This is a genomic window from Exiguobacterium sp. s132, assembly GCF_018617235.1.
GTDB classification, from domain to species: Bacteria; Bacillota; Bacilli; order Exiguobacteriales; family Exiguobacteriaceae; genus Exiguobacterium; species Exiguobacterium profundum.
On the sequence record NZ_JACSJU010000001.1, the window covers coordinates 178995 to 204015 of the forward strand.

Below are 25021 nucleotides of genomic sequence, written 5' to 3' on the forward strand. Positions count from 1 at the left end.
TACATAATTACTATTTATATAAGGAGATGAAAGAGTTGAAACGCCTGTTACTACGCAAAATCCAATTCGCCCTCCAACACCACGGTGGGACAGCATCTTTAAAAGACATTTATGCGTATGTCGAAAAATCATACTATCAACTCGAACTCGATCGATATAAAGATTGGAAAGGGCACATCAATAAACAGATTCGTGCGCATTCCAGTGATTCGGCGAGCTTTACCGGAAAAGAAGACCTCTTTTATTCCACGGGAAATAAAGGCATTTGGGGTCTTAGACAATCCAATAACTAACGAAAGCGGGACCAATTTCACTTGGTTCCGCTTTCAATGTTTACAAAACATCACACCCTATTGTCACACAATGTTCATTCCTGTACACTTCGATATTGTGTGCTAAAAATTATGTTAGGGGTTAGTCAATGGAACTTGTACAGCAATTATCTCAAATGCAACTCATCAACCAATTCTGGTTGCTTATGGCCTTCGTCATTCCAATGGTCATTTTATCTCGTATGGTCGTGGCTGGGACGCGCTTCTCACCGATCCTCGTCATCGTCATCTTCGGTCTCGGTCTCGGATTCGGTATGGTCGAGCTCGGTATCGCGACGCCGGGTCTTCCTGAATTCCCGCTCGTCGACTTCTTGTCACGGACGACGATCATTGCGTTAGTCGTTTCATTCTTCGTCGGCGGACAAGAACTTCGTAAAATCTTGAGTAAACAAGAGCTCGACATGGAGGACATCGTCATTCCTGCCAAAGAGGAAATGTTCCTCGGGACAGGACGTACGCAGTTCATCTTCATCCTTCGTTCGTTCTTCTTGCTCGTTGGTTTGGAAGGGTTCTTCCGTATGGCAATCGAGCCAGGTACGGCAGAAGGGATTGCTCTTTACTACCCAATCCTCGCACTCCTCGGTCTTGCCGTGTCGTTCTTACTCATCGACCATAAAGCACAAATTCAGGACAAGAAAGTATACATGCAAAAAGGTCTTATCGAGACAGTTCTCTTGCTTGTCATCTTGTTCGTTTCGTTCTTGATTGCGACAGCGATTCAGCCAATTATCGCACTTCCGCAAATCTTCTTCGCGATGTTGATTTCGTCAGCACTCGGTGCCATCTTCCATAACTGGACGTATGGACCGACTGTCCGCGCGCTTCTCTTCGCAGGGATTCCGGTCGTCTTGGCTGCCAACTTCATGGTCGGGGGTTCAAGAATCGGTGATGCGTTCGCAATCGAAGGCATGAATTCGATTCTCGTGTACGGTTTCTTCGGTCAGTTGTTCTGGATGTTCGGTGGAATCGCACTCATCATGTGGTTCGCTCGCACGGGTCACATCCGTAATCTCGCACCAGGTATGGCAGGGTCACTTTCACACAGTGGTCTCACAGGAGCGTGTACGGCTGGTGACTTCGGTCAAGTAGCAGCGAAACGTGCGCCGATCATGATCAACATCCCGTTCTTCGGACATATCTTCGTCTTCTCAATCCTCGCGGTCAGTGCCGACAACGGTGCGCTCTGGATTTGGCCGACAGCCATCATCGTTTTGGTCGGTCTCGTACTCACTGCGCTCGCGTTGAAAAACTTACGCGCGGCGAACGGGGAAGACTTCAAAGAAGTCAAAGCCCTTATGCAGTTCTCGTTCGGGTGGCAGATGATGGCCGTCTTCGGTGGTCTCGTCATCTTGGCGTTCAGCACAATTGCGTTTGATTACACGACGATGGCACAATCGTCAGCGATCTCGCACTTCGGCTTGTTCGCAGCGGTTCAAGGTGGAATGTTCGGAACGGAAGCGTCACTTCTCATCCCGCTCATCTTCTCGATGCCGTTCCTCGTGCATCCGATCGTCTTCTACATGTTTGGGAAAGCGCTCGACAACAATGGCGAAATGCCACGAGTACCGGTATATGCGATGGCACTCGTGGGTGTCGTCGGTGTATCTGCAGCGATTTTCGTCTTATAAGACATCCATTCCGCTCTGACTTCGGTCAGGGCGGTTTTTTTATTTGATGATTTGGATATGGTAGACTTTGGATAGTGAAAGCGGGGGAGCGTATGAAAAAATGGGGATTCATCGGTTTTATTGGGTTGATTATAGCTAGAGTTTAGATTGCACCAATCGATACGACTAGTCCAGATATGGCTGACTTTGTGCACTGGTTCGAGGAAACGTATTCGGTACAATGTGAAGATGACAGCTGTGATTCGTTCAACCTGATTGGGGATCAGAAAAATACATATGTGAATGAAGAGGGGTATATGGGACAACCCAGTGGCTTTTTCACTTTCGACATAGAGGTAAGGGGATTATACCGAAGTGTCGAAGAACCCGAACGAGTCGGAACGATTGAAGTGAGATGGAATCAAGATTCGTTCGAGATTATGGAAGAGACAGGAATCTTTGTTACTTCACCACAGGAGGCTTGAAGCATGCTGACGATCACTCAAGATGTAAAGGGAAAGCACTATGAGGCGCTCATTGATGTTCTGTTCAAGCATTGTACTCACTTTGCGTTCGTGGAAGACAGACGCCGAATGGAAATCGAAGACGAGCGTTTGGTGTATATGGAAGTGCTGACTGAAGAGATTCGTTGGGATTTGATCGAACGAACTATCGTAAGTGAATGGGAGACGACAAGACTGTCTGGGGATACGGCGTATTTATATTCGTTCCATATGAATTACAGGACGGTACAGTTCTTAAAAGAACGGAGTCAATCATTATTCAGTTGGATCCATCCGGAACTCCCGGAAGACTTGATGTTTTATGCGGGGGATACGTGCGTGCTCGCGGTATGCTCCCATGAATCGTTCTTTGTCGTCGATGAAGAGATGTGGGAGCGTATTAGATTAGATGAATGATCAAGGTCACTTCTTATATGGGTGACCTTGTATTAAGTCAACTTGCTAGAGAAGGGTCTCCAGTCTGGGTCTTTTCTGTCGTGTTTATTCGGTTTTCTGACATCATCACAGAAGAGCCGTTCACTCGCACCAAATTGGATGTAATTCTGTTGAGCCTGTCGAAGCGACACCGTATTCGCACCGCCTTCATAATCGGGATCGTCGAATTGAACCCCGTCGTCCTCCCAAAAGCAGATTCGACAAATGTCGTATGTGCCTGGTGGTTCCTCTTCTAACGTCTGATAGCCACAGCATGGGCATGTGTATCTCACCATCATCACCTCACTATTTAGTATAGAGGATACAAACAAAAAGCGTCCGACCATTTCTCAGGTCGGACGCTTTTTCTGTCATAAGATCACCATCGAGATCAACGTCAAGATGGCAAGCCCACCTTGTGTCAGGATAATCTTCTTGTCACTCGTGATACTGCCATATAGGGCAACGAGAATGATATAGGTCAGCATCATGGTGACAATCTCGACCGGGTTGGGGGAAAGATAGAGTCCGTACAAGAGCCCGACCCCAATCAATCCGTTATAGACGCCTTGATTTTTGAACAAAACCGACACCGAGTCTCTCGTTAGCTCGTCTTTCGACATACGGAAGACGCGTGACGTCGACGAGGATGCCGTCGCAATCGTCTCTAAATAGAAGATATAGAAGAATTCGATGGCGACAAGCGTTCCGAGCACAAGGGTGAGCGTCGACATATTAGTTGACCGCTGCTACTTGTACGACTGGTTTTGCAGACACGTAGTTCGCCACGTTTTGTGCGAAGTTGATGAGGACCGGGTTTTGGTTGTGCTGCTCGAGAGCGGCTTGGTCTTCCCAGTTCTCGATCATGACGAAACGGTTCTCGACAGACGTTGACTCGTATAGGTCATATCCGACGCAGCCCGCTTCTTGTTTTGATGAGTCGATCAAGACTTGGATGTCACGCAAGAAGTTCTCGCGTTGTGATGCTTGGATATCGAATGTGGCGTTGACTAAGATCATGGTTGATTCCTCCGATTGTGTGGTGAATTATTTGAACGATGTGACCGTTTGAGCGTCAAGACGTACAGATTGGTAACCTTCTTCTGCCGCTTTCCCAACAGACAAGATCATGACTGGTACATAACGGTCTTTGTCGAGACCGAACGCTTCTGCGAGTTGGTCTTTCTCGAAACCACCGATTGGGTTCGTGTCATAGCCGTGTGCACGTGCTGTGAGCATGAATTGCATCGCAGCGAGACTCGCATCGATCTTCACGATGTCGTTCATCTCTTGTTTCGAGAGGTTTTTGTAGTAAGGGATGATTGCGCCGAGCTGTTGGTCACGCACTTCTTGTGGCATTTTGCCTTCTGCGACCGCTTGATCGTAGATTTGTTCGCCGTACTCGTAGCACTCCATGTCTCCGAAGATGAGGAGCATCGCTGCAGACGAATCGTTTTGACGTGTGTTGAAACGGATGAGTGGTTTGAGCGTCTCTTTCGCTTCTGGGCTCTCGATGACGACGAAGCGCCATGGTTGCATGTTGACCGATGATGGGGCAGTCGTTGCTTCTTGAATCATCTCGAGCATTTCTTCTTGTGAGATTTTCACGTTCTCGTCATAGACACGGATTGATTTACGACCGAACATGACGTCTGTAAATGTATTGTTTTCGAATGTAGTTGCCATTGGTGAATTCCTTCTTTCTCTGTTTAGGCGTGACTGTTCAATTTTTGAAGCAGCCCGGATAAGTGTTGAATCTCTTCAGCGGACAAGGCTTGTAAGACGAGATGGTTGGCCCGTTCGTCTCGCTCGCAGTGCCCGAGGTCTTGCTCTGCTTTCTCTGTCACACGGACGAACATCTCGCGATGGTTCTCCGCGTTCCGCTCTCTGACGACATACCCTTTCTCTTCAAGGATTTTCAAATGTCGGGTGATGGCGGCATTGTCGATTTTCATTTCTTCTTTAATCAAGCGTTGCGAACAAACGCCTCGTTCTTTGACGACTTGCAGCATCTCGTAGCGGGTCAGGCTGAATCCTGTCTCCCGTTCGAACGACGATGCGACGTTTTGTTCCGCCAACTTGATTTGGTAAAGTAATCGGCTGATTTCACGTAGGTCCATAGCGTCCCACCTTTCTCAATTGACTTATCAATCGTTGACTTGTCAAACGATACAACGTTTTGGATTGCCTGTAAAGTCAAACGCTCAAAAAAGACGACACCAAATTATCGTGTCGTCTCCTCTTCGATGGGAGTGCCATCAAATCGATATTCTGTCGTGAATGTCGTCTCGTCGAATCCATACATTCGGTCGTAGGCATTCAAGTCCTCAATCGTCCGCACGTCGAGGAAGGACGGGTCGATGTCAGACGCTTTGCGCGTGAACATCATGTACCGTTCTGTGTAATCGTCATTTCCTCCAGGCTTTCCATCGAACGAGAAGTGAATCCAATAGACATCGGATTCCACTACGCGCATGACGTCGAGAATCCGTTGTTTCTGTTCGTCCGTATTGTTCCAGTCTTCATGAAACATGATCGAGACGTCGAGATATGTCTTCGGATTCGTTTCATAAATGGACGTCGGGGTCGGGCTGACTTTTGCTTGCGCATCATCGGACACTCCGGTCGGTACTTCCGCACGGACGGTCTCTTCTTCTTTTATGATTCCTTGCGACACGAGTCGCTCGTGAATCGTCCGCTCTGCCTCGCGTTCCCAATACGTCTCGAGCACGTTATCGTGGATGGAGCCGTCACCATACGTTTCAAGATAGTAAGTTCCAACGAATGGTTCTTTCGTCAATGTCATTTCCCCGATATAACCGCCCATATGCCAGTCGCGAGACAGTTCGATATCGGCTTGTTCGTTGTACGTTTCCTTCACATACGCGGTATAAGTCTCCCGTGCCTCTGACTTTTCAAGCGTCGTATATACGAAGAGGCCGCCAGCAAGAAACCCACCGGCCATACCTGCCAGTAATCGTTTTTTAATCATTTCGTCACCTCTCGTTCAATCTACCTGATATTGAAGGAGAATACCTCGGTCCAAAGTCTTATTCAAATCATTTCCATTTCGCTGTAAACTAAAAGTGCCCTCAAAGAACTATTGTAATTGCGTGTACTAATACATATAATACACTTAAAGAGTAACATTGATTATGAGAGGGTGTGACCCATGTTATACAAAATCGATATGAAAAGTTCAGAACCGCTATACGAGCAAATCGTCAATCAAACGAAAGAACTTGTTATCCGTGGAATTTTACGACCAGGAGATAAGGTGATGTCCGTGCGTGAACTCGCCACCGATCTCGTCATCAATCCGAATACGGTCAGTAAGGCGTATCAGGAGTTGGAACGGCTCGGGCTGCTCGAGATGCGACGTGGACGTGGGACGTTCGTCTCCGAGGACTGGGTGGACGATGATGCGGCACGTGAGCCGGTCATCGCCTCGATCAAAAAGATTGCGATCGATTGCCACTATGCGAACGTGCCGTTAGACGAAGCCATTGACGTATTGCGAACGGAATATGAGAAAGTAGGGAAATCCAATGCTGAAAGTTGAACAGTTAAGTAAAAAAATTGACCGTCAAACGATACTCGATGGCATCGACTTTACGGTCGAATCTGGAGAAATCATTGCGCTCGTCGGACGTAACGGTGCCGGTAAGACAACGCTTCTCCGCACGATGGTCGGCATCATTCGCCCAGATATGGGCGACGTGCTCTATGGTTCGAAAAGTATTTTTAAAGATGCGGGATTGAAGCGTGACGTCATCTTCGTACCGGATTCAGCCGATGCGCTCAAAAATTATACGGTGAACGAGGCGACGGACCTGTATGAATCGATTTATCCATCCTTCAACCGTACCGTCTTCCGTGAGACATTGACACGATACAACATCGACAACAAAAAGATCCGCCAGCTTTCTAAAGGACAAAAGGCACTCGTGACGTTATCACTCGCCTTCGCCGTCCAAGCGAAGTACTACCTGCTCGACGAACCGACGGACGGACTTGATGTCGTCGCCAAATCCGATGTGTTAAAACTGATGATTGCCCAAGTCGAGAATCGGAACTGCTCGATCATCGTCTCAAGTCACCAACTCCATGAACTCGAACGCATCGCTGACCGCATCATCATGATTGAGAATGGACGTGTCAAAGCGATCTTGTCACTCGAAGAGGCACGTGCCCTCAGCATCAAGTGGCAAGTCGTCTTCAACGACCATGTCCCGGTCGAACTGCTCGAACGAAAAGATATCGAAATCATCAGCGTGACGGGACGTGTCGTGCTATTCATGGCGAAAGAACGGACGGAAGAGCTCGAGACGTTCATCGATTCATATAATCCGATGCTCATCGAAGAGATTCCGATGTCTCTTGAAGACGTCTTCCGTGTCCAGTTAGGAGGAGAAGCCCATGTTGTCTAAAGTATTGTTAAAGAAAGATTGGAAACAAGTGTCGTTGCTTTGGATGCTGCTCGTCTTCTTAGGCGTCGTCGCCTTCACTGTGCCGGCTTGGACACAATTCGAACAGTTTGATGAGCAGATTAAAGATGCACGAGCGAATTCTGTAGATTACGGGATCCCGTTTGAAGAACGAGATCGCCTGACGGTTGAGTCCTTCTTCGACCCTGATTCGAGTTTAGCTTTCTATCTTGGTGACATAGGTGATGTCATTCCGGTAGGACCAGTTGTATTCTTATTCGTCGTGTTTAGTGCGCTCATGGCCACGTCGCTCATTGGTGCCGAACGAAACAGTCAAATGTCGGACTTTTCGATGTCGCTCCCCTTCACCCGCACCCAGCTGTACATATCAAAATGGGTGTTGGGGGCAAGTGGGATTATCATGTCCACGCTGTTAGGAAGTATCGCGATGTTTGCATTGGTCGCCACTTCCCGTTATTCCTTCTTATTAGAAGGGACCGTATTTAAATCGATCGTGATCGTCCTGTATATCGCCTTGATTGGGATCTCGTTATTCTCGTTGGCTTTATGGATGGGATCGTTCGGTGGGGAATCGATTTCTCAATCAGTGTGGTCGTTTGTCGCCTTGATTTTCCCGTTAGGAATTCTCGCATTGATTCAAGGATCAGCTTACTCGCTGACTGGTCGAGGTGATGCGTTGAGTTGGTTAATCGATTCAGCTTATGAAAGTGTATTTATTCAAGCCATCTCACCACTCGGTAACTTGATGAATTTATCTTTATATGAATACATTCGATCCGATCAGTATTGGCAAGAGTTCGTCACGATTAGCATTCCATCGTCTATCGTCTTTATCGTCTTGTCATTATGGTTAGGAGCTTGGATGTACAATCGTGCACCGCAAGAAAACAACGGTCGTTTCTTCATGTTCAACAACTGGTTATGGCTCGTCCACATTATCATCGTTGGATGTATCGCGATGTTCACAGGAATTGTGTTCACGACATTCACGTATCAAGCGAACAGTATGTTGTACATCGTAGGCTTTGTGATCGGAGCGTTCTTAGCACACTTACTCGCTAAGCGTTTGCTTTACCGCTTCAACTTGAGACTCAAATCGTAAGGAGGGACACCTATGAAACGCTTCTGTCTGTTGCTCGTACTCGTCATCTCACTGGCAGGGTGTATGAACCCCGAACCGGACGCCTTTGAATACAAAGGGGCGAAAGTCGGGGACAATGCGGCCGTCGTCGGCATTGCCGGAAGTTTGCCGCTACATGAATGCTATCGATCGGTCGAACTGCAGACGAAGAAGCGTCCTTATGGGTTGACCGTCCGTTACGAAGACCCGGGTATGGAACGAGCGGAACAAGAACATCTGGCGATTAGGAATGCGGCTGCCTATTTCACTCTCATCCCGAACGCCGAAATCGTCCGTTTTGCTTTCCCGAACCGGACCTATGCCTTCTCTCGACCTGAAATGGAGGCATGGTTCGGGACTGACTTCTCAAATATTCGTCATGAAAAAGAATTGCAACAACTCATGAATCAGAAGCTTGAAAAACTGGATTCGAAAGATTCCTATTTTAGGCGGGTATGACAGCGATTGGATGACAAATCCAATCGCTTTTTTTGATATTTTCTGAAAATTATCGGGTAAAGGGTAGATGAAAGCGTTTTCTTAGCATTATAATAGGGTTAACTGAATGAGTATTCATTTCCAAGGAGGAACAGCGATGAACAAACCGTGGTTACAAGATTATCCAGAAGGAATGCCCCAGTCAATCGATTATGAGGTAAAGCCGCTCTATGAGGCGTTGTCTCGCGCAGCAAAGGATTATCCAAATCGTACGGCCGTCTCCTTTATCGGAAAGGAGTGGACATTCGCGGAAATCGATGATGCCGCACGTCGACTCGGAACGATGCTTCAAGCGAAAGGGCTTGAAAAAGGCGACCGCGTCAGCCTCATGCTTCCAAACTGTCCTCAATACGTCATCTCGTTCTATGCCGTACTCTATGCAGGAGGGACGGTCGTCCAGACGAACCCACTCTATACGGAACGTGAGCTAGAAAACCTCGTCACGGACGCAGGTGTCAAAATCGTCATCACCCTCGATCTGTTATATCCGAAAACGCTTCGCGTCAGTGAGAAGACGGAGATTCAAACCGTGATCACGACGAGTATCGCTGATTACTTACCATTCCCGAAAAACAAACTGTATCCAATCAAAGTGAAACGTGAGAACAATATCGTCATCGATACGACCGGATCGACGCTGTTCAAAGATTATAAAGACTTTAACCCTATCACGCCACTCGACATCGAACCGAAAGAAGATGTCGCCGTTCTTCAATATACAGGGGGGACAACGGGACTTCCGAAAGGCGTCATGTTGACCCATTTCAACTTGACCGCGAACGCCGATCAAATCACGAACTTATTCTATAAGTACAATCGCGGGGACGAGAAACGCGTATTGTGTGTCGTGCCGTTCTTCCACGTCTATGGGATGTCTTGCTGTCTGAACTTTGGGGTCACGAACGGCTATGAGCTTGTCCTCGTGCCACGTTTCGAAGTGACGGATGTCTTAAAGACGATTCAGAAGAAAAAGCCACACTTCTTCCCGGGCGCACCAACGATGTATGTCGGAATCTTGAACGACCCGAAACTGAAGAAGTACGATTTGTCTTCGATCGAGGCATGTATCTCGGGTTCGGCTCCGCTTCCAATCGAGGTGCAAGAGGAATTTGAGAAGATCACGGGTGGTCGCATTGTCGAAGGGTACGGTTTGTCTGAGACGTCGCCGGTCACGCATGCGAACTTCTTGTGGGATAAACGGATTGTTGGCTCAATCGGTGCCCCGTTATCGGATACTTCTGCTAAAATAGTAAAAGCAGACGGAGAAACAGAGGCGGACATCGGTGAAATCGGGGAGATCATGCTGAGCGGTCCACAAGTCATGAAAGGCTACTGGCAGAAACCGGAGGAAACGGCAGCCGTCTTGAAAGATGGGTGGCTCGCAACCGGTGACCTCGGCTACATGGGCGAGGACGGGTTCTTCTATATTGTCGACCGGAAGAAGGACATGATCATCGCAGGTGGCTTTAATGTCTATCCGCGTGAAATCGAAGAAGTCCTCTACGAACATCCGGCCGTGAAGGAAGCGGTCTGTATCGGTGTCCCAGATCCATATCGGGGTGAGACGGTCAAAGCGTTCATCGTCCTTCGCGATGGCTCGAGTGTGAAGGAAGAAGAACTCGACAAACATTGTCGTGAGAAGCTTGCGGCCTATAAAGTGCCGAAGTTGTATGAGTTCCGCGACGAGTTGCCGAAGACGTTCGTCGGTAAGATTTTACGTCGTGTCCTCGTCGACGAAGAGAAGGCCAAACAAGTGAAACAAAGCAGTTGACACCAAGCGTACGCATGATAGAATAATAAATGAATGAACCATCATTCATTTTTCTGCAACGGTAAGGAGCTTGGGGTTAATGACAAATCATATTTCGAAAAGTGACCGAATCATTGATGCGGCGGTCAAAGTAATTGCCAATCATGGCTATCACGGTGCAAAGGTGACAGCCATCGCCAAAGAGGCGGGTGTCGCGGACGGCACGATCTATTTGTACTTCAAAAACAAGGAGCATCTCTTAATCGAATTGTTCCAAGCGAAGATGGGGCTGTTCATCGACTACTCGAAACAACAAATCGAGAGCGAGACGTCAGCTGGGAGTAAGTTGTATCAGTTGATTGAATCACATTTAAAGCAACTGTCGGCAGATTACGACCTCGCCGTCGTGACACAAATCGAACTGCGGCAGTCGAACTTGGTACTTCGCCAAAAAATCGGAGAAGTGCTCAAACCGTATTTGAACTTAATCGATTCTGTCGTCAAACATGGAATCGAGACAGGAGAGTTTGACAAGGATTTAGACTATCGACTCGCCCGTCAAATGATTTTCGGCACAATCGATGAGGTTGTGACGAGTTGGATGGCGAGCGGCTTCAAGTATGATCTGTTGTCGACGCTTCCAAATGTGCACCATATGTTGAAAAAAGGGCTTACGTAACAGTGAGCCCTATCACTAGCTCAAAAAATGAATGCTGATTCATGAATGATGGAAAGAATTGACTAAAGGGGGATCAACCATGAATATTTTTGTTTTGCTGAAACGTACGTTTGATACTGAGGAAGCGATTCAGCTCGAGAATGGGGAAATTCAAGAAGACGGCGCTGAGTTCATCATCAACCCGTATGACGAATATGCGGTCGAAGAAGCGATTCAAAAACGTGACGCACTCGGGGGAGAGGTCACGGTCGTCACGGTAGGACCAGAAGATGCGGATAAAGAATTACGTACAGCGCTCGCAATGGGTGCGGACAAAGCCGTTCGCATCTCAATCGAGGACGATGTCGAGGATGCGGACCATGTCACGATTTCAAAAGTGCTCGCCACATACTTGAAAGAACAGGACGCAGACCTCATCTTCGCAGGAAACGTGGCAATCGATGGCGGTAGCGGACAAGTCGCACCACGTGTCGCAGAACTTCTCGACATGAACTACGTGACGACGATCACGGGTCTTGAAATCGATGGTACAACGGCTACGGTCACACGTGACGTCGAAGGGGATACGGAAGTGATCGAAGTCGCACTCCCACTTCTCGTGACGGCACAACAAGGGTTGAACGAGCCACGTTACCCGAGCTTGCCAGGAATCATGAAGGCGAAGAAGAAACCGCTCGAAGAACTCGAACTCATGGACATCGATCTCGATGAAGATAAAATCGAAGCGAAAATCGAGACGATTGAACGATTCTTGCCAGAAGAGAAGAAAGCGGGCCGTATCCTTGAAGGCGACATGTCGACACAAGTGAGCGAACTCGTACAACTTCTTCGCACGGAAGCGAAAGTCATTTAAGGGGGAGATCATAGATGAAAGCTTTAGTACTCGCAGAAGCGCGTGAAGGCGCGTTACGTAACGTATCATTCGAAGCCATCGCTGCGGCGAAGCAATTGACAGACGATGTGACGGCAGTCGTGATTGGGGATCACGTGCAATCACTCGCACAAGAACTCGGGGAGTATGGTGCAAGCCGCGTCCTCGTCGTCGAAGATGATCGCCTCAAGCATTATACGCCTGACGGCTACGGTCAAGTGCTCCGCCAGTTGATCGAGCAAGAAAATCCGGAAATGATTGTCCTCGGACACACGGCTCTCGGGAAAGATATCGCACCGAAACTTGCAGCACGTCTTGATGCCGGACTCATCAGTGACGTTGTCTCTATCGAAGGAACAGGACGCGACGCAGAGTTCGTTCGCCCAATCTACTCAGGGAAGGCGTTCGAGAAAGTGAAGTTCAAAGATTCCGTCATGTTCTTCACAATCCGTCCAAACAACATCGACGCACTTGCACGTCAAGCGGGCGCGAGCGTCTCTGTTGAAACGCCGGCGGTCGAATTGAAAGACCTCGCGATGATCGTCAAAGAAGTCGTGCGTAAGGCGACTGGGAAAGTGGATTTGGCGGAAGCGAAAGTCATCGTCGCAGGTGGACGTGGCGTGAAGAGCGAAGATGGATTCAAACCGCTTGAAGAGTTGGCTGAGCTTCTCGGAGGAGCAGTCGGTGCTTCACGTGGAGCATGTGACGCTGACTACTGCGATTACGCCCTTCAAATCGGGCAGACGGGTAAAGTCGTCACACCAGACCTCTACATCGCATGTGGAATCTCAGGAGCGATTCAGCACTTGGCTGGAATGAGTAACGCGAAAGTCATCGTCGCCATCAACAAGGACCCAGAAGCAAACATCTTCAGCGTGGCAGACTATGGCATCGTCGGCGACTTGTTCGATGTCGTCCCGATGTTGACAGAAGAGTTCCGTAAGCACCTCGTCAATAGCTAATAAGCAAAACGTTTTGGGGTTGTTACCCTCCGTGGTATACTCTGAACATGAATTGCATGAGAGTTCTCTATCAGGACTCTCTCATCTTATTGGGGAGGTTTTTACAAATGGCTATTAAACATGCAACGACTCAATCGTTTGAACAAGATGTAAAAGAGGGCGTTGTCCTCGTAGATTTCTGGGCAACTTGGTGTGGACCATGTCGCATGATCGCGCCAGTTCTTGAAGAACTCGATCAAGAAATGGGTGACCAAGTCCAAATCGTGAAACTCGATGTCGACGAAAACCCTGAAGTCGCAGGTGCTTTCCAAATCCAAAGTATCCCGACACTCATGATGTTCAAGGATGGCGAGCCTGTTTCGAAAACAATGGGCTTCCAACCAAAAGAAGCATTGAAAGAGTTTATCGCGACAGCACAATAATTGCGTAGCAGCCGATTGAGATCGGCTGCTTTTTTGTTTTACTGAGTAGAAAAGAAGGAAAAGGACAGGCAAGTAGGGAATAGGATGAGTTATTCCACGCACCCTCAATCCGGTCATATTCCGATACATAACGTCTGATTTCAAATTTTTTTTGAAGAAATTCCGTCGGCTTCCTTCATATTTAACAGATTCGAAATTTTGACGGGGGAGCGCTTGAACTGGAAGCTTTTATCATGGAAACAGACTGAAAATTTACGCTATACTCATGAGGAAGACATGATGGAGTCAAGTGACCTTACTTTACGGCTCAATCTATTGTACGACTCTGTTCGAAGGAGGAATTTTCTTGTCGCTGTTACATTTAGCTATTTTGTTGCCGCTTCTTGCGGCACCATTCATCCCACTTTTGTTCCGGGGGATGAAACAAATTCATACAGGCTGGTTCGTCTTGATCGTTCCGGTCGTGCTCGTCACCTACTTCGCCGGATTCATTCCGATCACGAGTGCAGGGGACGTCGTGACAGAGACGATTGCGTGGATGCCATCCCTCGGGATTAACTTCACGGCATACGTCGATGGACTCAGTCTCTTGTTCGCCCTTCTCATCACGGGAATCGGCGCACTGGTCGTCCTTTATTCGATTTACTATTTGAATAAGGACAAAGAGTCGCTCGGGCATTTTTACGTGTATCTCTTGATGTTCATGAGTGCGATGCTCGGGGTCGTTCTCTCGGATAACATGATTGTTATGTATATGTTCTGGGAGCTCACATCGATTTCATCATTCCTGTTGATTGGATATTGGTATGAGAAAGAACGTTCCCGCTATGGGGCGCAGAAGTCGATGCTTCTCACCGTGTTCGGCGGATTGTCGATGCTCGGAGGGATCGTCTTACTCGAATCGATGGTCGGCTCGTACAGCATTCGCGATATGGTCGCGAACTCGGGCGTCATCGCCGAGAGTCCGTTCTTCCTCGTCGCGATGATTCTCATCTTGCTCGGGGCGTTCACGAAGTCAGCGCAGTTCCCGTTCCACATCTGGTTGCCTGACGCGATGGAAGCACCGACTCCGGTCAGTGCGTACCTCCACTCAGCAACGATGGTCAAGGCGGGTCTCTACCTTGTGGCCCGCATGAGCCCGGTGTTCCAAGAATCATCCGTCTGGCTATGGACGATTGCCGGAGTCGGGATGTTCACGATGTTCTGGGGTTCATTCAATGCCGTGAAGCAGACCGACCTGAAGGGAATCCTAGCGTTCTCGACCGTCAGTCAGCTCGGGTTGATCATGTCACTCCTTGGACTCGGAGCGGCGGCGCTCCACTATGACGGCATGGATGACAACATCTTTATGGTCGCGACGATTGCGGCGATCTTCCATTTGATCAACCACGCGACGTTCAAAGGCTCGCTCTTCATGATGGTCGGGATTGTCGACCATGAGACGGGCACACGTGACATTCGTAAACTCGGTGGTCTGATGACCGTCATGCCGATTTCATTCACGGTCGCCGTCATCGGTTCGTTATCGATGGCTGGTCTTCCGCCATTTAACGGATTCTTGAGTAAAGAGATGTTCTTGAAGGCGACGACGAAAGTCTTCTCGGCAGACTTCTTCGCGCTCGATACGATTGGGATTCTACTCCCGATCATCGCCTTCGTCGGAAGTGTGTTCACGTTCATCTACAGCATCATGCTGTTCACGCGGACGTTCATGGGCAAGGCGAAGTTCGATCAATTGCCGAAACAACCGCATGAGGCACCGATCGGCATGTTAATTTCGCCGGTCATCCTCGCGATTCTCGTTGTCGGTCTCGGGTTCTTCCCGAACGTGTTGTCGAACTCGCTCATCAAGCCAGCCGTCGAGTCGATCTATCCGACACTCGTCGCGCAAGGGCAAGATGTTAAAGTAGATATTTACTTCTGGCACGGTTTGACGCCTGAACTATATATGACAATCGGGGTGATCCTTCTCGGTTCATTGCTGTTCTGGCAAATGGGTAAATGGATGGGCATCTACAACCGCATCCCACATCGTTTGACGCTCAACGGGATGTACGATGGTACGCTCGTATGGTCGAACAAGGCGGCATATCGCTTTAAAGACAACTACATGACTGGTTTCATCCGGTCGTACTTGATCTATATTTTCGTCTTCCTTTCAGGTATGATGCTCTTCAGCATTTGGTGGTTCGACATGTACCGCTTCTCGTTTGAGAACCTGGCTGAGATTGCACCTTATGAATATGTGCTCGGAGCTGTCGTCATGCTAGCGGCGCTCGCGATTCTCTTCATGAAGTCGCGTCTCCCGTCTATTATCCTACTTGGGGTCGTTGGATACGGCGTGGCACTGTTCTTCGTCTTCTTCGGTGCACCGGACTTGGCGCTCACGCAGCTCGTCATCGAGACGGTCTCGGTCGCATTGTTCTTGCTCGTCTTCTATCACATGCCGGACATCAGCAAGAAGGAAGTACGGATGCGTTTCAAAGTCGGGAATGCCATCGTGGCTGTTCTCGTCGGGACGACCGTGACGCTTCTCAGCTTCATGGCGCTCACAAACAAATCGCTCACTTCGATCTCAGAGTATTACAAAGAGAACGTGTATGAGCTTGCAGCAGGTAAAAACATGGTTAACGTCGTTCTCGTCGACTTCCGTGGATTTGATACCTTGTTTGAAATCGTGGTTCTCGGGATTGCGGCTTTCGGGATTTACACGATGATTAAATTTAGAACAACACGACGTACGAAAGGAGAAGGTGAACATGAAGCAAAACAGCAGACGCGTCAATGACGTCATTTTGCAGACGGCCGCGATTATCATTTTCTTCATCATTGTCATCTTCTCCATCGACTTGTTCTTTGCCGGTCACTATTCACCAGGTGGAGGATTCATCGGTGGATTGATGACATCCGCGGCACTCGTCTTACTGTTGCTCGCATTTGATTCGAAAACGCTCGCGAACGTGCTCCCTATTGACTACCGTCTCATGACGGCGACCGGATTACTGATTGCCCTTGCGACAGGTCTTCACTCGGTTTTCTTGGGTCGTCCGTTCTTGACGCACGCATACGGGAAGTTTGACTTACCACTTCTCGGTGAACAGACCCTTCACACGGCGATTGCGTTCGACTTAGGGGTTTACCTTGTAGTCATCGGAATCACGTTGACGATTATACAAACGATTGGAGAGAGTGAATAATGGAAATCTTCGTTAGCATCATCATCGGTGTCCTGACGATGTGTGCCGTCTATCTTGTTCTCTCAAGAAGTTTGTTACGCATCATCATCGGCACTGCCTTGTTCAGTCACGCGGCACACCTTCTCGTCTTGACGACGGCAGGTTTGAAGACAGGGGCTGCCCCTGTTCTCGTCGACGGTGTGACGGAATTCACAGACCCGTTACCGCAAGCGCTCGTCTTGACGGCAATCGTCATCAGTTTCGGGGTGACGGCGTTCTTCCTCGTACTTGCCTACCGCACGTATCAGGAGCTCAGCACGGACAATATGGAAGAAATGAAAGGAACAGAATCGTATGATTAACTTACCGGTCTTTCCAATCGTCATTCCTGCGCTTGCGGCCATCCTTATGATGTTTATGCCAAAACGGGTCCAGCTGCAGCGCGCAATGGCTCTTGGAGCTTTAGTTATTACGGCGATCGTGTCACTCTTTCTCGTGCATACGGTCTCCACGGAGGGAATTCAAACCCTCAACCTCGGGAACTGGCAAGCACCGTTCGGCATCACGCTCGTATCGGATATGTTGTCAGCCCTACTCGTGACGACGTCGACTCTCCTCACGCTCTTCATCGTGTGGTTCGCCGTCCATTATTTCTCTGACTCATATGAAGGAAACTACTTGTACATCTCGATGCTCTTCTTGCTCGTCGGGGTGAACGGTGCCTTCACGACAGGTGATATCTTCAACTTGTTCGTCTTCTTTGAGGTCTTCTTGATGTCCTCATACGTATTGATTGTACTCGGTGGACGTGGCGTCCAGTTACGTGAGTCAATCAAATACTTGCTCGTGAACATCATTGCCTCGGCGCTCTTCGTCATGTCGGTCGCCTTGCTTTACGGTGTCACAGGTACACTCAACATAGCGGACTTGGCGATGAAGATCCCGCTTGTCGATAACCCGGACGTCATCACCGTCATCGGTGTGCTATTCGTCATCGTCTTCGGGATGAAAGGGGCACTCGTCCCACTTCACTACTGGCTCCCTGGAGCGTACGTGGTCGCACCGACCCCGATTCTCGCCATGTTCGGGGCTCTCTTGACGAAAGTCGGGGTGTACTCGATCTTGCGGACGTACACGCTACTCTTTGATGGGAACGGTGAGTTTTTACAGACGTTCCTCATGGTGCTCGCTGTCCTCACCATCTTCATCGGGATGACAGGGGCCATCGCCTATAACGACGTGAAGTTGATCATCATCTACAACATCATGATCGCAGTCGGGGTCATCTTATACGGGATTTCGGTCAACACGCAGACGTCCCTTGAAGGGTCACTCTACTACTTGATTCACGATATGATCATCAAGGCCGTTCTCTTCATGCTCGTCGGGATGATGATCGGAATCACCAAATCCGGTCAACTCCGTGATATGGGTGGACTCATCACTCGCTTCCCGTTGTTCGGATGGACGTTCTTCGTCGCAGCGCTCTCGCTCGCTGGGATTCCACCACTCAGTGGATTCTTCGGGAAATTGTTGATCGTCTCAGGTGGGATGGACGAAGGCGAGCTGTTCGGACCACTTCTCGTCCTCTTGTCGAGTCTCTTCGTCCTCTATTCGGTCATGAAGATTTTCTTGAACGGGTTCTGGGGCGAGGCGAAGCGCGAGTATGATGGACCGCTCGTACCGTATACGAAGCGTTTGATTGTACCGGTCTTCTTGTTGCTCATCATCGCGGTCGCATACGGATTTGGGGCAGAAGCCATCCATCCGTATATCACGCAAGCGATTGAGCCGCTCGTCAATCCAGAAATCTATATCGATGCCGTGATAAAGGAGTGAATGACAGATGGCTTATCAACTATTGATTAACTTTTTCTTGGCGTTCATCTGGATGTTCCTCACGGGATCGTTCACAACGAGCGGATTCTTCGTCGGGTATCTACTTGGCTTACTCATCTTGTTCATGATGCGCCGATTCTTTAAATCTAGTGGGGGCGGCTTTTACTTCACACGCGTCTGGCGTCTGTTTAAACTGCTTCTCATCTTCATCCGTGAATTGTTCCTCGCGAACTTTGAGGTACTGCGTCTCGTCCTTAGTCCGAAGTTGAAAATCCAACCAGGGATTTTCCGCTATGAGACGTCGCTCGACAAAGGATGGAAAGTCAGCTTGCTCTCGATGCTGATCACGCTCACACCAGGGACGCTCGTCGTTCAGGTGTCAAAAGACAATTCCGTGCTCTATATCCACGCACTCCACATGCCGGATAAAGAAGCGCTACAAAAAGACATTTATGATAACTTTGAATCAAGCATTAAGGAGGCGACAGAGTGATGGATTTACTAGACATTCTCATCTACATCTCGCTCGCCATTCTCTTGCTTGCGATGTTGATGATGTTGTATCGTGTCGTCAAAGGACCGACGACGGCAGACCGAGTCATCGCGCTCGACTCCATCGGGATCGCGCTTATCTCGGTCGTTGCGTTACTATCGATTCTGCTCGATACGACTTTGTATTTTGAAGTCATCTTGCTACTCAGTATTTTGGCCTTCATCGGAACGGTGGCGTTCTCGAAATTCTTAGAGAGGGGAGAGATTATCCAACATGACCGCGACAATGATCTTTGATCTCATTACCGGCATCTTCACGATCATCGGCGTCTTCTTCACGGTCGTCGCCGCGATCGGTCTCATCCGTCTCCCAGATATTTATTCGAGAACACACGCTGCCTCAAAGAGTGCGACACTCGGTGTCATGTTCGTCCTCTTTGCAGCCGTCCTTCACGTATATGTCGATGAACGGGTGTTTGATGCAAGACTCTTGCTCGGTCTCTTCTTCGTCCTCTTGACAGCTCCTGTTGGGGGTCACCTTATCTCGCGTGCGGCGCACGCGAAAGGTGTTCCACTTTGGGAGAAGTCGTTACAAGACGCGCTGAAAGAAGACAAGGACAAAGGAATCGAATAAGAAAAAGACGGGATTTGCCAAGAGGCAAGTCCCGTCTTTTGTTTAAATGAGATAGCTCAAGTCGGAGGCGGCGGTCGGATAGGCGACTTCTAAGTGCTTCACGTGTTGATGCGACAGTTTGTTCTGTATAATGAAAGAGAACAGATTGATGAGTTCAGGGGCGTGGTGACCAATCAAATGAGCCCCGATGACGTGCCCTTCTGCACTCAGTAACACTTTTGAATAGGCGGTTGCGTCGTTGATTCGTGAATAGGTGAGGAAGTGCGACATGTCCGTTTCTTTCACGTCGAAGTCAATGCCCTCAGCTTCCGCTTCCTCGACCGTAAGACCGACTTTGGCAATCGGTGGTGTCGCATAGACGATGGTCGGGGCCGGACGTTCAGGGAGTGACCTTGTATTCCCGTGAAGCATATTGAGTGCGGCGAGGCGCCCTTCCTGACCGGCGAATGGAGTGAGTGCAGGATTGGGACTTTTGGCGACGTCGCCCGCGGCGTATATATTCGGGTTACTTGTTTGCAGATGCTCGTTCACATGTACACCGTGATGATCAGCTGTGACACCTGCCGCTTCAAGCCGAAGTCGCTCGATGCTTGGAATTCGTCCTGTAGCGTTAAGGACAACTCCTTCTAGGGTAGAGTCATCTGATAACGTTAAGACGTTGCCATCGATTTGTATTGGCTCGACGTCATGTCGGACGGTGATGCCGATTCGCTTCGATTCTTCGATGAGCCGGTGGACGACGTTCGGGTCGAATGCCTTCAACGCATGTGAACGAATGAGGAGTGTCACGTCGCTTCCGAATCGTCGGAAGATATGGGCGAATTCAAAGGCGATATAGCCTCCCCCCACGATATGAATCGATTCAGGCAACGCGTCGAGGTCGAACACATCATCGCTAGTGATCGCCAGTTCGCCACCTGGGATATCGAGAGGGCGGGGCGTTTGACCCGTAGCGATTAAAAATTGATTGGCAGAGAGCTCGTGACCATCGATGACGATTGAATCCTCATCGATAAAGTGAGGCTCTCCCTGATATAAGTCTATGTTCATCTCATCCCAATGCTGTTTTTTGGATGTTGGGATAGAGAGGCGGTACTCATCAATCCGCTTTTTAAAGGACGACCAATCCAGTGACAGGCTTCCTTCGACGCCAAGCTCACGCATACGTTCCGTTCGGGCAAGGAGTTCTGCTCCTTCGGCAAGCATCTTCTTCGGGTCACATCCGCGTTGAGGACATGTTCCCCCGAACGTCCAATTCTCAATGATGGCGATCTCTTTACCGGCTTCGCGTAAAATGGAAGCGGCTTGACCCGCTGCGGAGCCGCTACCGACAATGATGACGTCGTATCGTTTCATAATATAAAATCCTCCTCTGACGAGATATCACACTCTTTTTCCCGTCCAGGAGGAAGCTAAACTGAGGTGAATGGAATTGAGTCATACCGACCACATTAAACATAAATTAGCGCTGCTCCCGGATGAGCCGGGTTGTTATCTGCATAAAAACGAATATGGTGAGGTCATCTATGTAGGGAAGGCAAAAAACCTCAAGAATCGGGTCCGTTCTTACTTCACGGGCGCACACGACATCAAGACGATGCGCCTCGTCGCAGAGATTCGTGACTTCGAGTACATCGTGACGGCGAGCGAACTCGAGGCGTTATTACTTGAAATGACGCTCATTAAAAAGCACGACCCGAAGTACAATATTCGCCTCAAAGACGACAAAACATATCCGTACATCAAAATTACGAACGAACCGTATCCGCGTCTATTGACGACACGGAAATTGAAAAAAGACGGCGGACATTACTTTGGACCGTATCCGAACGCCTATGCGGCGAACGAGACGAAACGTCTGCTTGATAAACTCTACCCGCTCCGTAAATGTCAGCCGATGCCGAAAAAGCTCTGTTTGTATTATCACATTGGGCAATGTCTGGGACCTTGTGAGCTCGCAGTCGATACGGATTCGCAAAAAGAGATTGTCAACGAGATTCGCCGCTTCTTGAATGGTGAGACGAGTGAGACGCTCGCGAAGCTGAATGTCGAGATGGGACGTGCCGCTGAGGACATGCAGTTCGAGCGAGCGGCTGAACTGCGCGACCAGATTCGAGCGGTCGAATCGATCATGAATAAACAGAATATGATTACGGCCGACCCGACGGCACGAGACGTCTTCGGTTATACGCTTGACCGTGGCTGGATGTGTGTCCAAGTGTTCTACATGCGAGGCGGCAAGATGATCGAGCGAGATGTCTCTCTCTTCCCGATGCACGGAGAGCCTTCGGAAGAACTCGAAAGTTTCATCGTTCAGTTCTATGAACAAAACGTCGTGCCGAAAGAGATTCTCGTACCCGAGACGGTCCGGCTCGATTTACTGAATGACGCCATCGGAACGAAAGTGATGCAGCCGAAACGAGGGGCGAAGAAACAGCTGCTTGATTTGGCGACGAAGAATGCGACAATCGCCTTGAACGAGAAGTTCGAGTTGCTCGCCCGAGATGAAGAACGGACATTGCTTGCGATGCGTGAACTTGGTGAAGCGATCGGGATTCCCAACTTGTCACGTGTCGACATCATCGACAACGCCAACATTCAGGGCGCGGACGCCGTGTCGGCACTCGTCGTCTTTGAAGACGGGAAGCCGCTCAAGAAAGAATATCGGAAATATAAGATTCGTACCGTCCAAGGACCGGACGATTACGAGACGATGCGTGAAGTCGTCCGTCGACGATTCCGCCGTCTCTTGACGGAAGACAAACGATTACCCGATCTCCTACTGATTGATGGGGGGATTGGGCAATTGAATGCGGCGCTCGACGTCATTCAAAATGAGTTCGGGCTCGACTTGCCGGTCGGCTCGCTCAAAAAAGATGACCGACATCGGACGAGCCAACTGTTGTTCGGAGAAGGTGGGGGCGTTGTCGAGCTCCATCCACGATCGAGCGCCTTTTATCTGTTGCAGCGGATGCAAGATGAGGTCCACCGTTTCGCCATCACGTTCCACCGCAGCCTACGGACGAAGAAGATGACGAAGTCGATACTCGATGAGATTCCGGGTGTCGGTCCGAAGCGTCGTCAACAGCTCATCCGCCATTTCGGGTCGATGAAACAGATTCGTCTGGCATCACTCGAACAATTGAAGGAAGCGGGGTTGCCGGAAAAATTAGCGGAGACCGTGCTTCAATACGTGCATGAGGAGACGGATGAATGAGACAGATTACGACAGACGTGGAGAATACAATCGCTTCATTCGTGAGAGCGATTGATGAATTTCTACCAACCGTTCAGCATATATATATTCATGGATCATTAGCGATGGGTGGTTTTCATCCGAAACGAAGTGATGTAGATTTGTTGCTCGTCGTATCAAACGCATTGACTCGGGAGGAACGACAAAAACTCATCGACTGCTGTCTCTCGTACTCCAACGAACCATATCCGCTCGAACTGAGCATCATGACGATGGCGCAGCTAAAAGATTGGTATCATCCAAGTCCTTTCGAGTTTCACTATAGTGAAGGGTGGCGTTCACGTTTTGAAGAAGCTAGTAGGGAAGAAAGAACCGAATTGCAACAAGGATTCACCGATCCTGATTTGGCGGCTCACGTCCAAGTGATTTTAGAGCGTGGTATCACATGGCGAGGGCAACCACTTCATAAACTCCTTTCTGGATTCGATTCAGCTCATTTTTCTGATGCGATTCGAGCGGATGCGCTCGATTCTCTTGACTCGATTGAAGAACAGACGGTGTATAGCGTATTGAACTTGATACGTGGCCTGGCCTATGAACAAGAACGTGTTCTGCTCTCAAAACAAGAAGCACTCCATTGGTTAGTGAATAACGGACATTTTCCAGGAAATATTGTCGAAGTTGTTCGTAAGGCGACTCGGAGCTATGAAGGGGGAAGTGTGACGTTTCATCGACAAGAACTCAATGAATTCCGTCGCTACATGTGTCAACAACTTCAGCGGAAACAAAAATAAGAGTCGATGCGTTGGCATCGACTCTTATTTGTAGTCGTCTTTTCGGTCTAGTTGGACGGTGATTTGGACAGCTTTTCGGGTTGGATCGGCGTAACCTTCCGCGACGCACTGGAAACGACCAGCAATCTGTTCGGCTAAAAATCCAGCTTCAAGCTGATAATAACCTGTCGCTTTGGTCTGAGTCGCAGGTGGTGGGATCAATTCATAAGTAAACTTGCTCCCACGTTCCTTCTTGATTGTCAACTCTCCCCAACCTGCCTCTGCGAAGAAAGCAGTCAGTTCATCGTCGGACATCGTCGGGAACTTACGGGCGACCCGTTTTCCTGACCAATAGATGACTTGGGCGTAATCTTCGCCAAGCAAATCCGTCAACACATAGTCGCGAAGCAGTTCAATCGCGAAAGTTGGTTGGCTCATCGTTTCCATTCTATCCCATCACTCCAATCTCTCTATATCATTATAACGACCAATTGGAATTTGGTCATCCTGTAATTTTGAAAAGAATGTGGCACAAATCGGCTAGGTTGTCTTGTCATACAATTTTCACAAGAGTAGAATAGGAGACAGAAAGCTATATCTGCATTTGAAAACGCTTTTATTGACAATACGAGCCAATGCTCGTGAAAAGGGGGAACTAGAATGGCAGCGCATCGTGACTATTTCAGTCGTAAAGTCCATTCGCTACTTGGGGTCATTCCAATCGGTTTGTTTTTGATCGTCCATTTATCGGTCAACTACTACATCGTCGATGGGGTGGAGTCATTCAACAAAGCAGCAAAATTCATGGAGAACTTACCGTATTTGTACTTCCTTGAAGTGACAATTATCGCATTGCCGATGATTTTCCACGGGGTGTACGGCGTGTACTACGCGTTTCTCGGGTCAATCAACTCGAACCGCTATTCATACGCGCGCAACTGGTTGTATCTCTTCCAACGCTTCACAGGAGTTTTCCTCGTGATCTTCATCGCTTGGCACGTTTGGGAAACGCGTCTTGCGAAATTGCGCGGGGTAGAAGTCAATGCGGAGATGATGCAAAACATCGTCGACAACCCGCTCATGTTGATCTTCTACATAGTCGGAATCCTTTCGGCTACGTTCCACTTCGCGAACGGTCTTTGGTCGTTCTCGATCACGTGGGGTATCACACAGTCACCTCGTTCGCAACGTCTCATGAGCTACGTATCAGGTGTCGTGTTCTTGGCACTATCTTTTGTCGGCATCCGTTCGATTTTGACGTTTGCAGGCATCTTGTAATTAGGG

The 25021-nt window shown here is 49.0% G+C and carries 30 protein-coding genes; 22 read left to right on the plus strand and 8 right to left on the minus strand.

The window, feature by feature from the left end:
• The first annotated feature begins 26 nt into the window (after window positions 1-26).
• From KNO78_RS00905 to KNO78_RS00915, 3 genes are all read left to right on the plus strand, one after another.
• On the plus strand, window positions 27-293 hold the full coding sequence (locus tag KNO78_RS00905) for a hypothetical protein (RefSeq protein WP_251125271.1): 267 nt from the start codon (window positions 27-29) through the stop codon (window positions 291-293).
• A gap of 128 nt (window positions 294-421) precedes the next feature.
• Window positions 422-1960 (plus strand): hypothetical protein, encoded by a 1539-nt coding sequence (locus KNO78_RS00910; RefSeq protein ID WP_214691165.1) that lies wholly within the window; start codon window positions 422-424, stop codon window positions 1958-1960.
• 467 nt (window positions 1961-2427) lie between these two features.
• A complete protein-coding gene (locus KNO78_RS00915; protein WP_251125224.1) occupies window positions 2428-2859 on the plus strand; it encodes a stage III sporulation protein AH in 432 nt (143 codons plus the stop codon).
• 32 nt (window positions 2860-2891) lie between these two features.
• On the opposite strand, the gene KNO78_RS00920 is transcribed toward KNO78_RS00915, so the two are convergent.
• The 6 genes from KNO78_RS00920 to KNO78_RS00945 form a co-directional block, all read right to left on the minus strand.
• Window positions 2892-3170, minus strand: a complete 279-nt coding sequence (locus tag KNO78_RS00920) for a CPCC family cysteine-rich protein (protein WP_078147901.1) — start codon at window positions 3168-3170, stop codon at window positions 2892-2894.
• Between the two features lie 78 nt (window positions 3171-3248).
• Window positions 3249-3611 (minus strand): DUF1304 domain-containing protein, encoded by a 363-nt coding sequence (locus tag KNO78_RS00925; RefSeq protein ID WP_214691164.1) that lies wholly within the window; start codon window positions 3609-3611, stop codon window positions 3249-3251.
• Window position 3612: 1 nt separating this feature from the next.
• Window positions 3613-3897 (minus strand): putative quinol monooxygenase, encoded by a 285-nt coding sequence (locus tag KNO78_RS00930; RefSeq protein ID WP_026826548.1) that lies wholly within the window; start codon window positions 3895-3897, stop codon window positions 3613-3615.
• A 27-nt stretch (window positions 3898-3924) separates the two neighbouring features.
• A complete protein-coding gene (locus KNO78_RS00935) occupies window positions 3925-4563 on the minus strand; it encodes a nitroreductase family protein (RefSeq protein WP_159561950.1) in 639 nt (212 codons plus the stop codon).
• 23 nt (window positions 4564-4586) lie between these two features.
• A complete protein-coding gene (locus tag KNO78_RS00940; RefSeq protein WP_214691163.1) occupies window positions 4587-4997 on the minus strand; it encodes a MarR family winged helix-turn-helix transcriptional regulator in 411 nt (136 codons plus the stop codon).
• Between the two features lie 104 nt (window positions 4998-5101).
• Window positions 5102-5869, minus strand: coding sequence for a hypothetical protein (locus KNO78_RS00945; RefSeq protein WP_214691162.1), 768 nt, complete (start codon window positions 5867-5869; stop codon window positions 5102-5104).
• Between the two features lie 180 nt (window positions 5870-6049).
• On the opposite strand from KNO78_RS00945, the gene KNO78_RS00950 reads away from it, so the two are divergent.
• From KNO78_RS00950 to mnhG, 16 genes are all read left to right on the plus strand, one after another.
• Window positions 6050-6439: a GntR family transcriptional regulator gene (locus KNO78_RS00950; RefSeq protein WP_074037561.1), complete on the plus strand. Its 390-nt coding sequence runs from the start codon at window positions 6050-6052 to the stop codon at window positions 6437-6439.
• Complete coding sequence (locus KNO78_RS00955; RefSeq protein ID WP_074037559.1) at window positions 6426-7307, plus strand: ABC transporter ATP-binding protein; 882 nt, start codon at window positions 6426-6428, stop codon at window positions 7305-7307. The genes KNO78_RS00950 and KNO78_RS00955 overlap by 14 nt, the downstream gene beginning before the upstream one ends.
• The gene (locus tag KNO78_RS00960) at window positions 7297-8427 is read left to right on the plus strand and encodes an ABC transporter permease subunit (RefSeq protein ID WP_214691161.1); all 1131 of its coding nucleotides are present in this window, start codon (window positions 7297-7299) and stop codon (window positions 8425-8427) included. The genes KNO78_RS00955 and KNO78_RS00960 overlap by 11 nt, the downstream gene beginning before the upstream one ends.
• Window positions 8428-8439: 12 nt before the next feature.
• The gene (locus KNO78_RS00965) at window positions 8440-8904 is read left to right on the plus strand and encodes a DUF4825 domain-containing protein (protein ID WP_015881085.1); all 465 of its coding nucleotides are present in this window, start codon (window positions 8440-8442) and stop codon (window positions 8902-8904) included.
• A gap of 136 nt (window positions 8905-9040) precedes the next feature.
• Window positions 9041-10714, plus strand: coding sequence for an AMP-binding protein (locus tag KNO78_RS00970; RefSeq protein ID WP_214691160.1), 1674 nt, complete (start codon window positions 9041-9043; stop codon window positions 10712-10714).
• Between the two features lie 79 nt (window positions 10715-10793).
• Window positions 10794-11372 carry a fatty acid metabolism transcriptional regulator FadR gene (locus KNO78_RS00975; RefSeq protein WP_074037553.1) on the plus strand — a complete coding sequence of 193 codons (579 nt, stop codon included), beginning with the start codon at window positions 10794-10796 and terminating at the stop codon, window positions 11370-11372.
• Between the two features lie 79 nt (window positions 11373-11451).
• Complete coding sequence (locus KNO78_RS00980; protein ID WP_214691159.1) at window positions 11452-12225, plus strand: electron transfer flavoprotein subunit beta/FixA family protein; 774 nt, start codon at window positions 11452-11454, stop codon at window positions 12223-12225.
• A 14-nt stretch (window positions 12226-12239) separates the two neighbouring features.
• Window positions 12240-13205: an electron transfer flavoprotein subunit alpha/FixB family protein gene (locus tag KNO78_RS00985; protein ID WP_015881089.1), complete on the plus strand. Its 966-nt coding sequence runs from the start codon at window positions 12240-12242 to the stop codon at window positions 13203-13205.
• Window positions 13206-13312: 107 nt separating this feature from the next.
• Window positions 13313-13627, plus strand: a complete 315-nt coding sequence (gene trxA / locus KNO78_RS00990) for a thioredoxin (protein WP_015881090.1) — start codon at window positions 13313-13315, stop codon at window positions 13625-13627.
• Window positions 13628-13973: 346 nt separating this feature from the next.
• Window positions 13974-16415 (plus strand): Na+/H+ antiporter subunit A, encoded by a 2442-nt coding sequence (locus KNO78_RS00995; protein WP_078146522.1) that lies wholly within the window; start codon window positions 13974-13976, stop codon window positions 16413-16415.
• Window positions 16387-16824: a Na(+)/H(+) antiporter subunit B gene (locus tag KNO78_RS01000; RefSeq protein WP_015881092.1), complete on the plus strand. Its 438-nt coding sequence runs from the start codon at window positions 16387-16389 to the stop codon at window positions 16822-16824. Before KNO78_RS00995 ends, KNO78_RS01000 begins: the two co-directional genes overlap by 29 nt.
• Window positions 16824-17165, plus strand: a complete 342-nt coding sequence (locus KNO78_RS01005; protein ID WP_015881093.1) for a Na(+)/H(+) antiporter subunit C — start codon at window positions 16824-16826, stop codon at window positions 17163-17165. The genes KNO78_RS01000 and KNO78_RS01005 overlap by 1 nt, the downstream gene beginning before the upstream one ends.
• Window positions 17158-18642, plus strand: a complete 1485-nt coding sequence (locus KNO78_RS01010) for a Na+/H+ antiporter subunit D (RefSeq protein WP_074037548.1) — start codon at window positions 17158-17160, stop codon at window positions 18640-18642. Before KNO78_RS01005 ends, KNO78_RS01010 begins: the two co-directional genes overlap by 8 nt.
• A 7-nt stretch (window positions 18643-18649) precedes the next feature.
• Window positions 18650-19135, plus strand: coding sequence for a Na+/H+ antiporter subunit E (locus KNO78_RS01015; RefSeq protein WP_078146523.1), 486 nt, complete (start codon window positions 18650-18652; stop codon window positions 19133-19135).
• Window positions 19135-19431 (plus strand): Na(+)/H(+) antiporter subunit F1, encoded by a 297-nt coding sequence (locus KNO78_RS01020; RefSeq protein WP_026826530.1) that lies wholly within the window; start codon window positions 19135-19137, stop codon window positions 19429-19431. The genes KNO78_RS01015 and KNO78_RS01020 overlap by 1 nt, the downstream gene beginning before the upstream one ends.
• Window positions 19409-19768, plus strand: a complete 360-nt coding sequence (gene mnhG / locus KNO78_RS01025) for a monovalent cation/H(+) antiporter subunit G (RefSeq protein WP_015881097.1) — start codon at window positions 19409-19411, stop codon at window positions 19766-19768. The genes KNO78_RS01020 and mnhG overlap by 23 nt, the downstream gene beginning before the upstream one ends.
• Before the next feature lie 42 nt (window positions 19769-19810).
• Here mnhG and KNO78_RS01030 read toward each other — a convergent pair whose 3' ends face one another.
• A complete protein-coding gene (locus KNO78_RS01030; protein WP_214691158.1) occupies window positions 19811-21124 on the minus strand; it encodes a dihydrolipoyl dehydrogenase family protein in 1314 nt (437 codons plus the stop codon).
• A gap of 70 nt (window positions 21125-21194) precedes the next feature.
• On the opposite strand from KNO78_RS01030, the gene uvrC reads away from it, so the two are divergent.
• Window positions 21195-22985 (plus strand): excinuclease ABC subunit UvrC, encoded by a 1791-nt coding sequence (uvrC, locus tag KNO78_RS01035; protein WP_214691157.1) that lies wholly within the window; start codon window positions 21195-21197, stop codon window positions 22983-22985.
• Window positions 22982-23758: an aminoglycoside adenylyltransferase domain-containing protein gene (locus tag KNO78_RS01040; RefSeq protein WP_214691156.1), complete on the plus strand. Its 777-nt coding sequence runs from the start codon at window positions 22982-22984 to the stop codon at window positions 23756-23758. Before uvrC ends, KNO78_RS01040 begins: the two co-directional genes overlap by 4 nt.
• A 24-nt stretch (window positions 23759-23782) precedes the next feature.
• On the opposite strand, the gene KNO78_RS01045 is transcribed toward KNO78_RS01040, so the two are convergent.
• Window positions 23783-24175: a YslB family protein gene (locus KNO78_RS01045; RefSeq protein WP_251125226.1), complete on the minus strand. Its 393-nt coding sequence runs from the start codon at window positions 24173-24175 to the stop codon at window positions 23783-23785.
• 222 nt (window positions 24176-24397) lie between these two features.
• Between KNO78_RS01045 and KNO78_RS01050 the strand changes: the two genes are divergently transcribed.
• Window positions 24398-25015, plus strand: coding sequence for a succinate dehydrogenase cytochrome b558 subunit (locus tag KNO78_RS01050; RefSeq protein ID WP_015881102.1), 618 nt, complete (start codon window positions 24398-24400; stop codon window positions 25013-25015).
• Window positions 25016-25021: the final 6 nt, after the last annotated feature.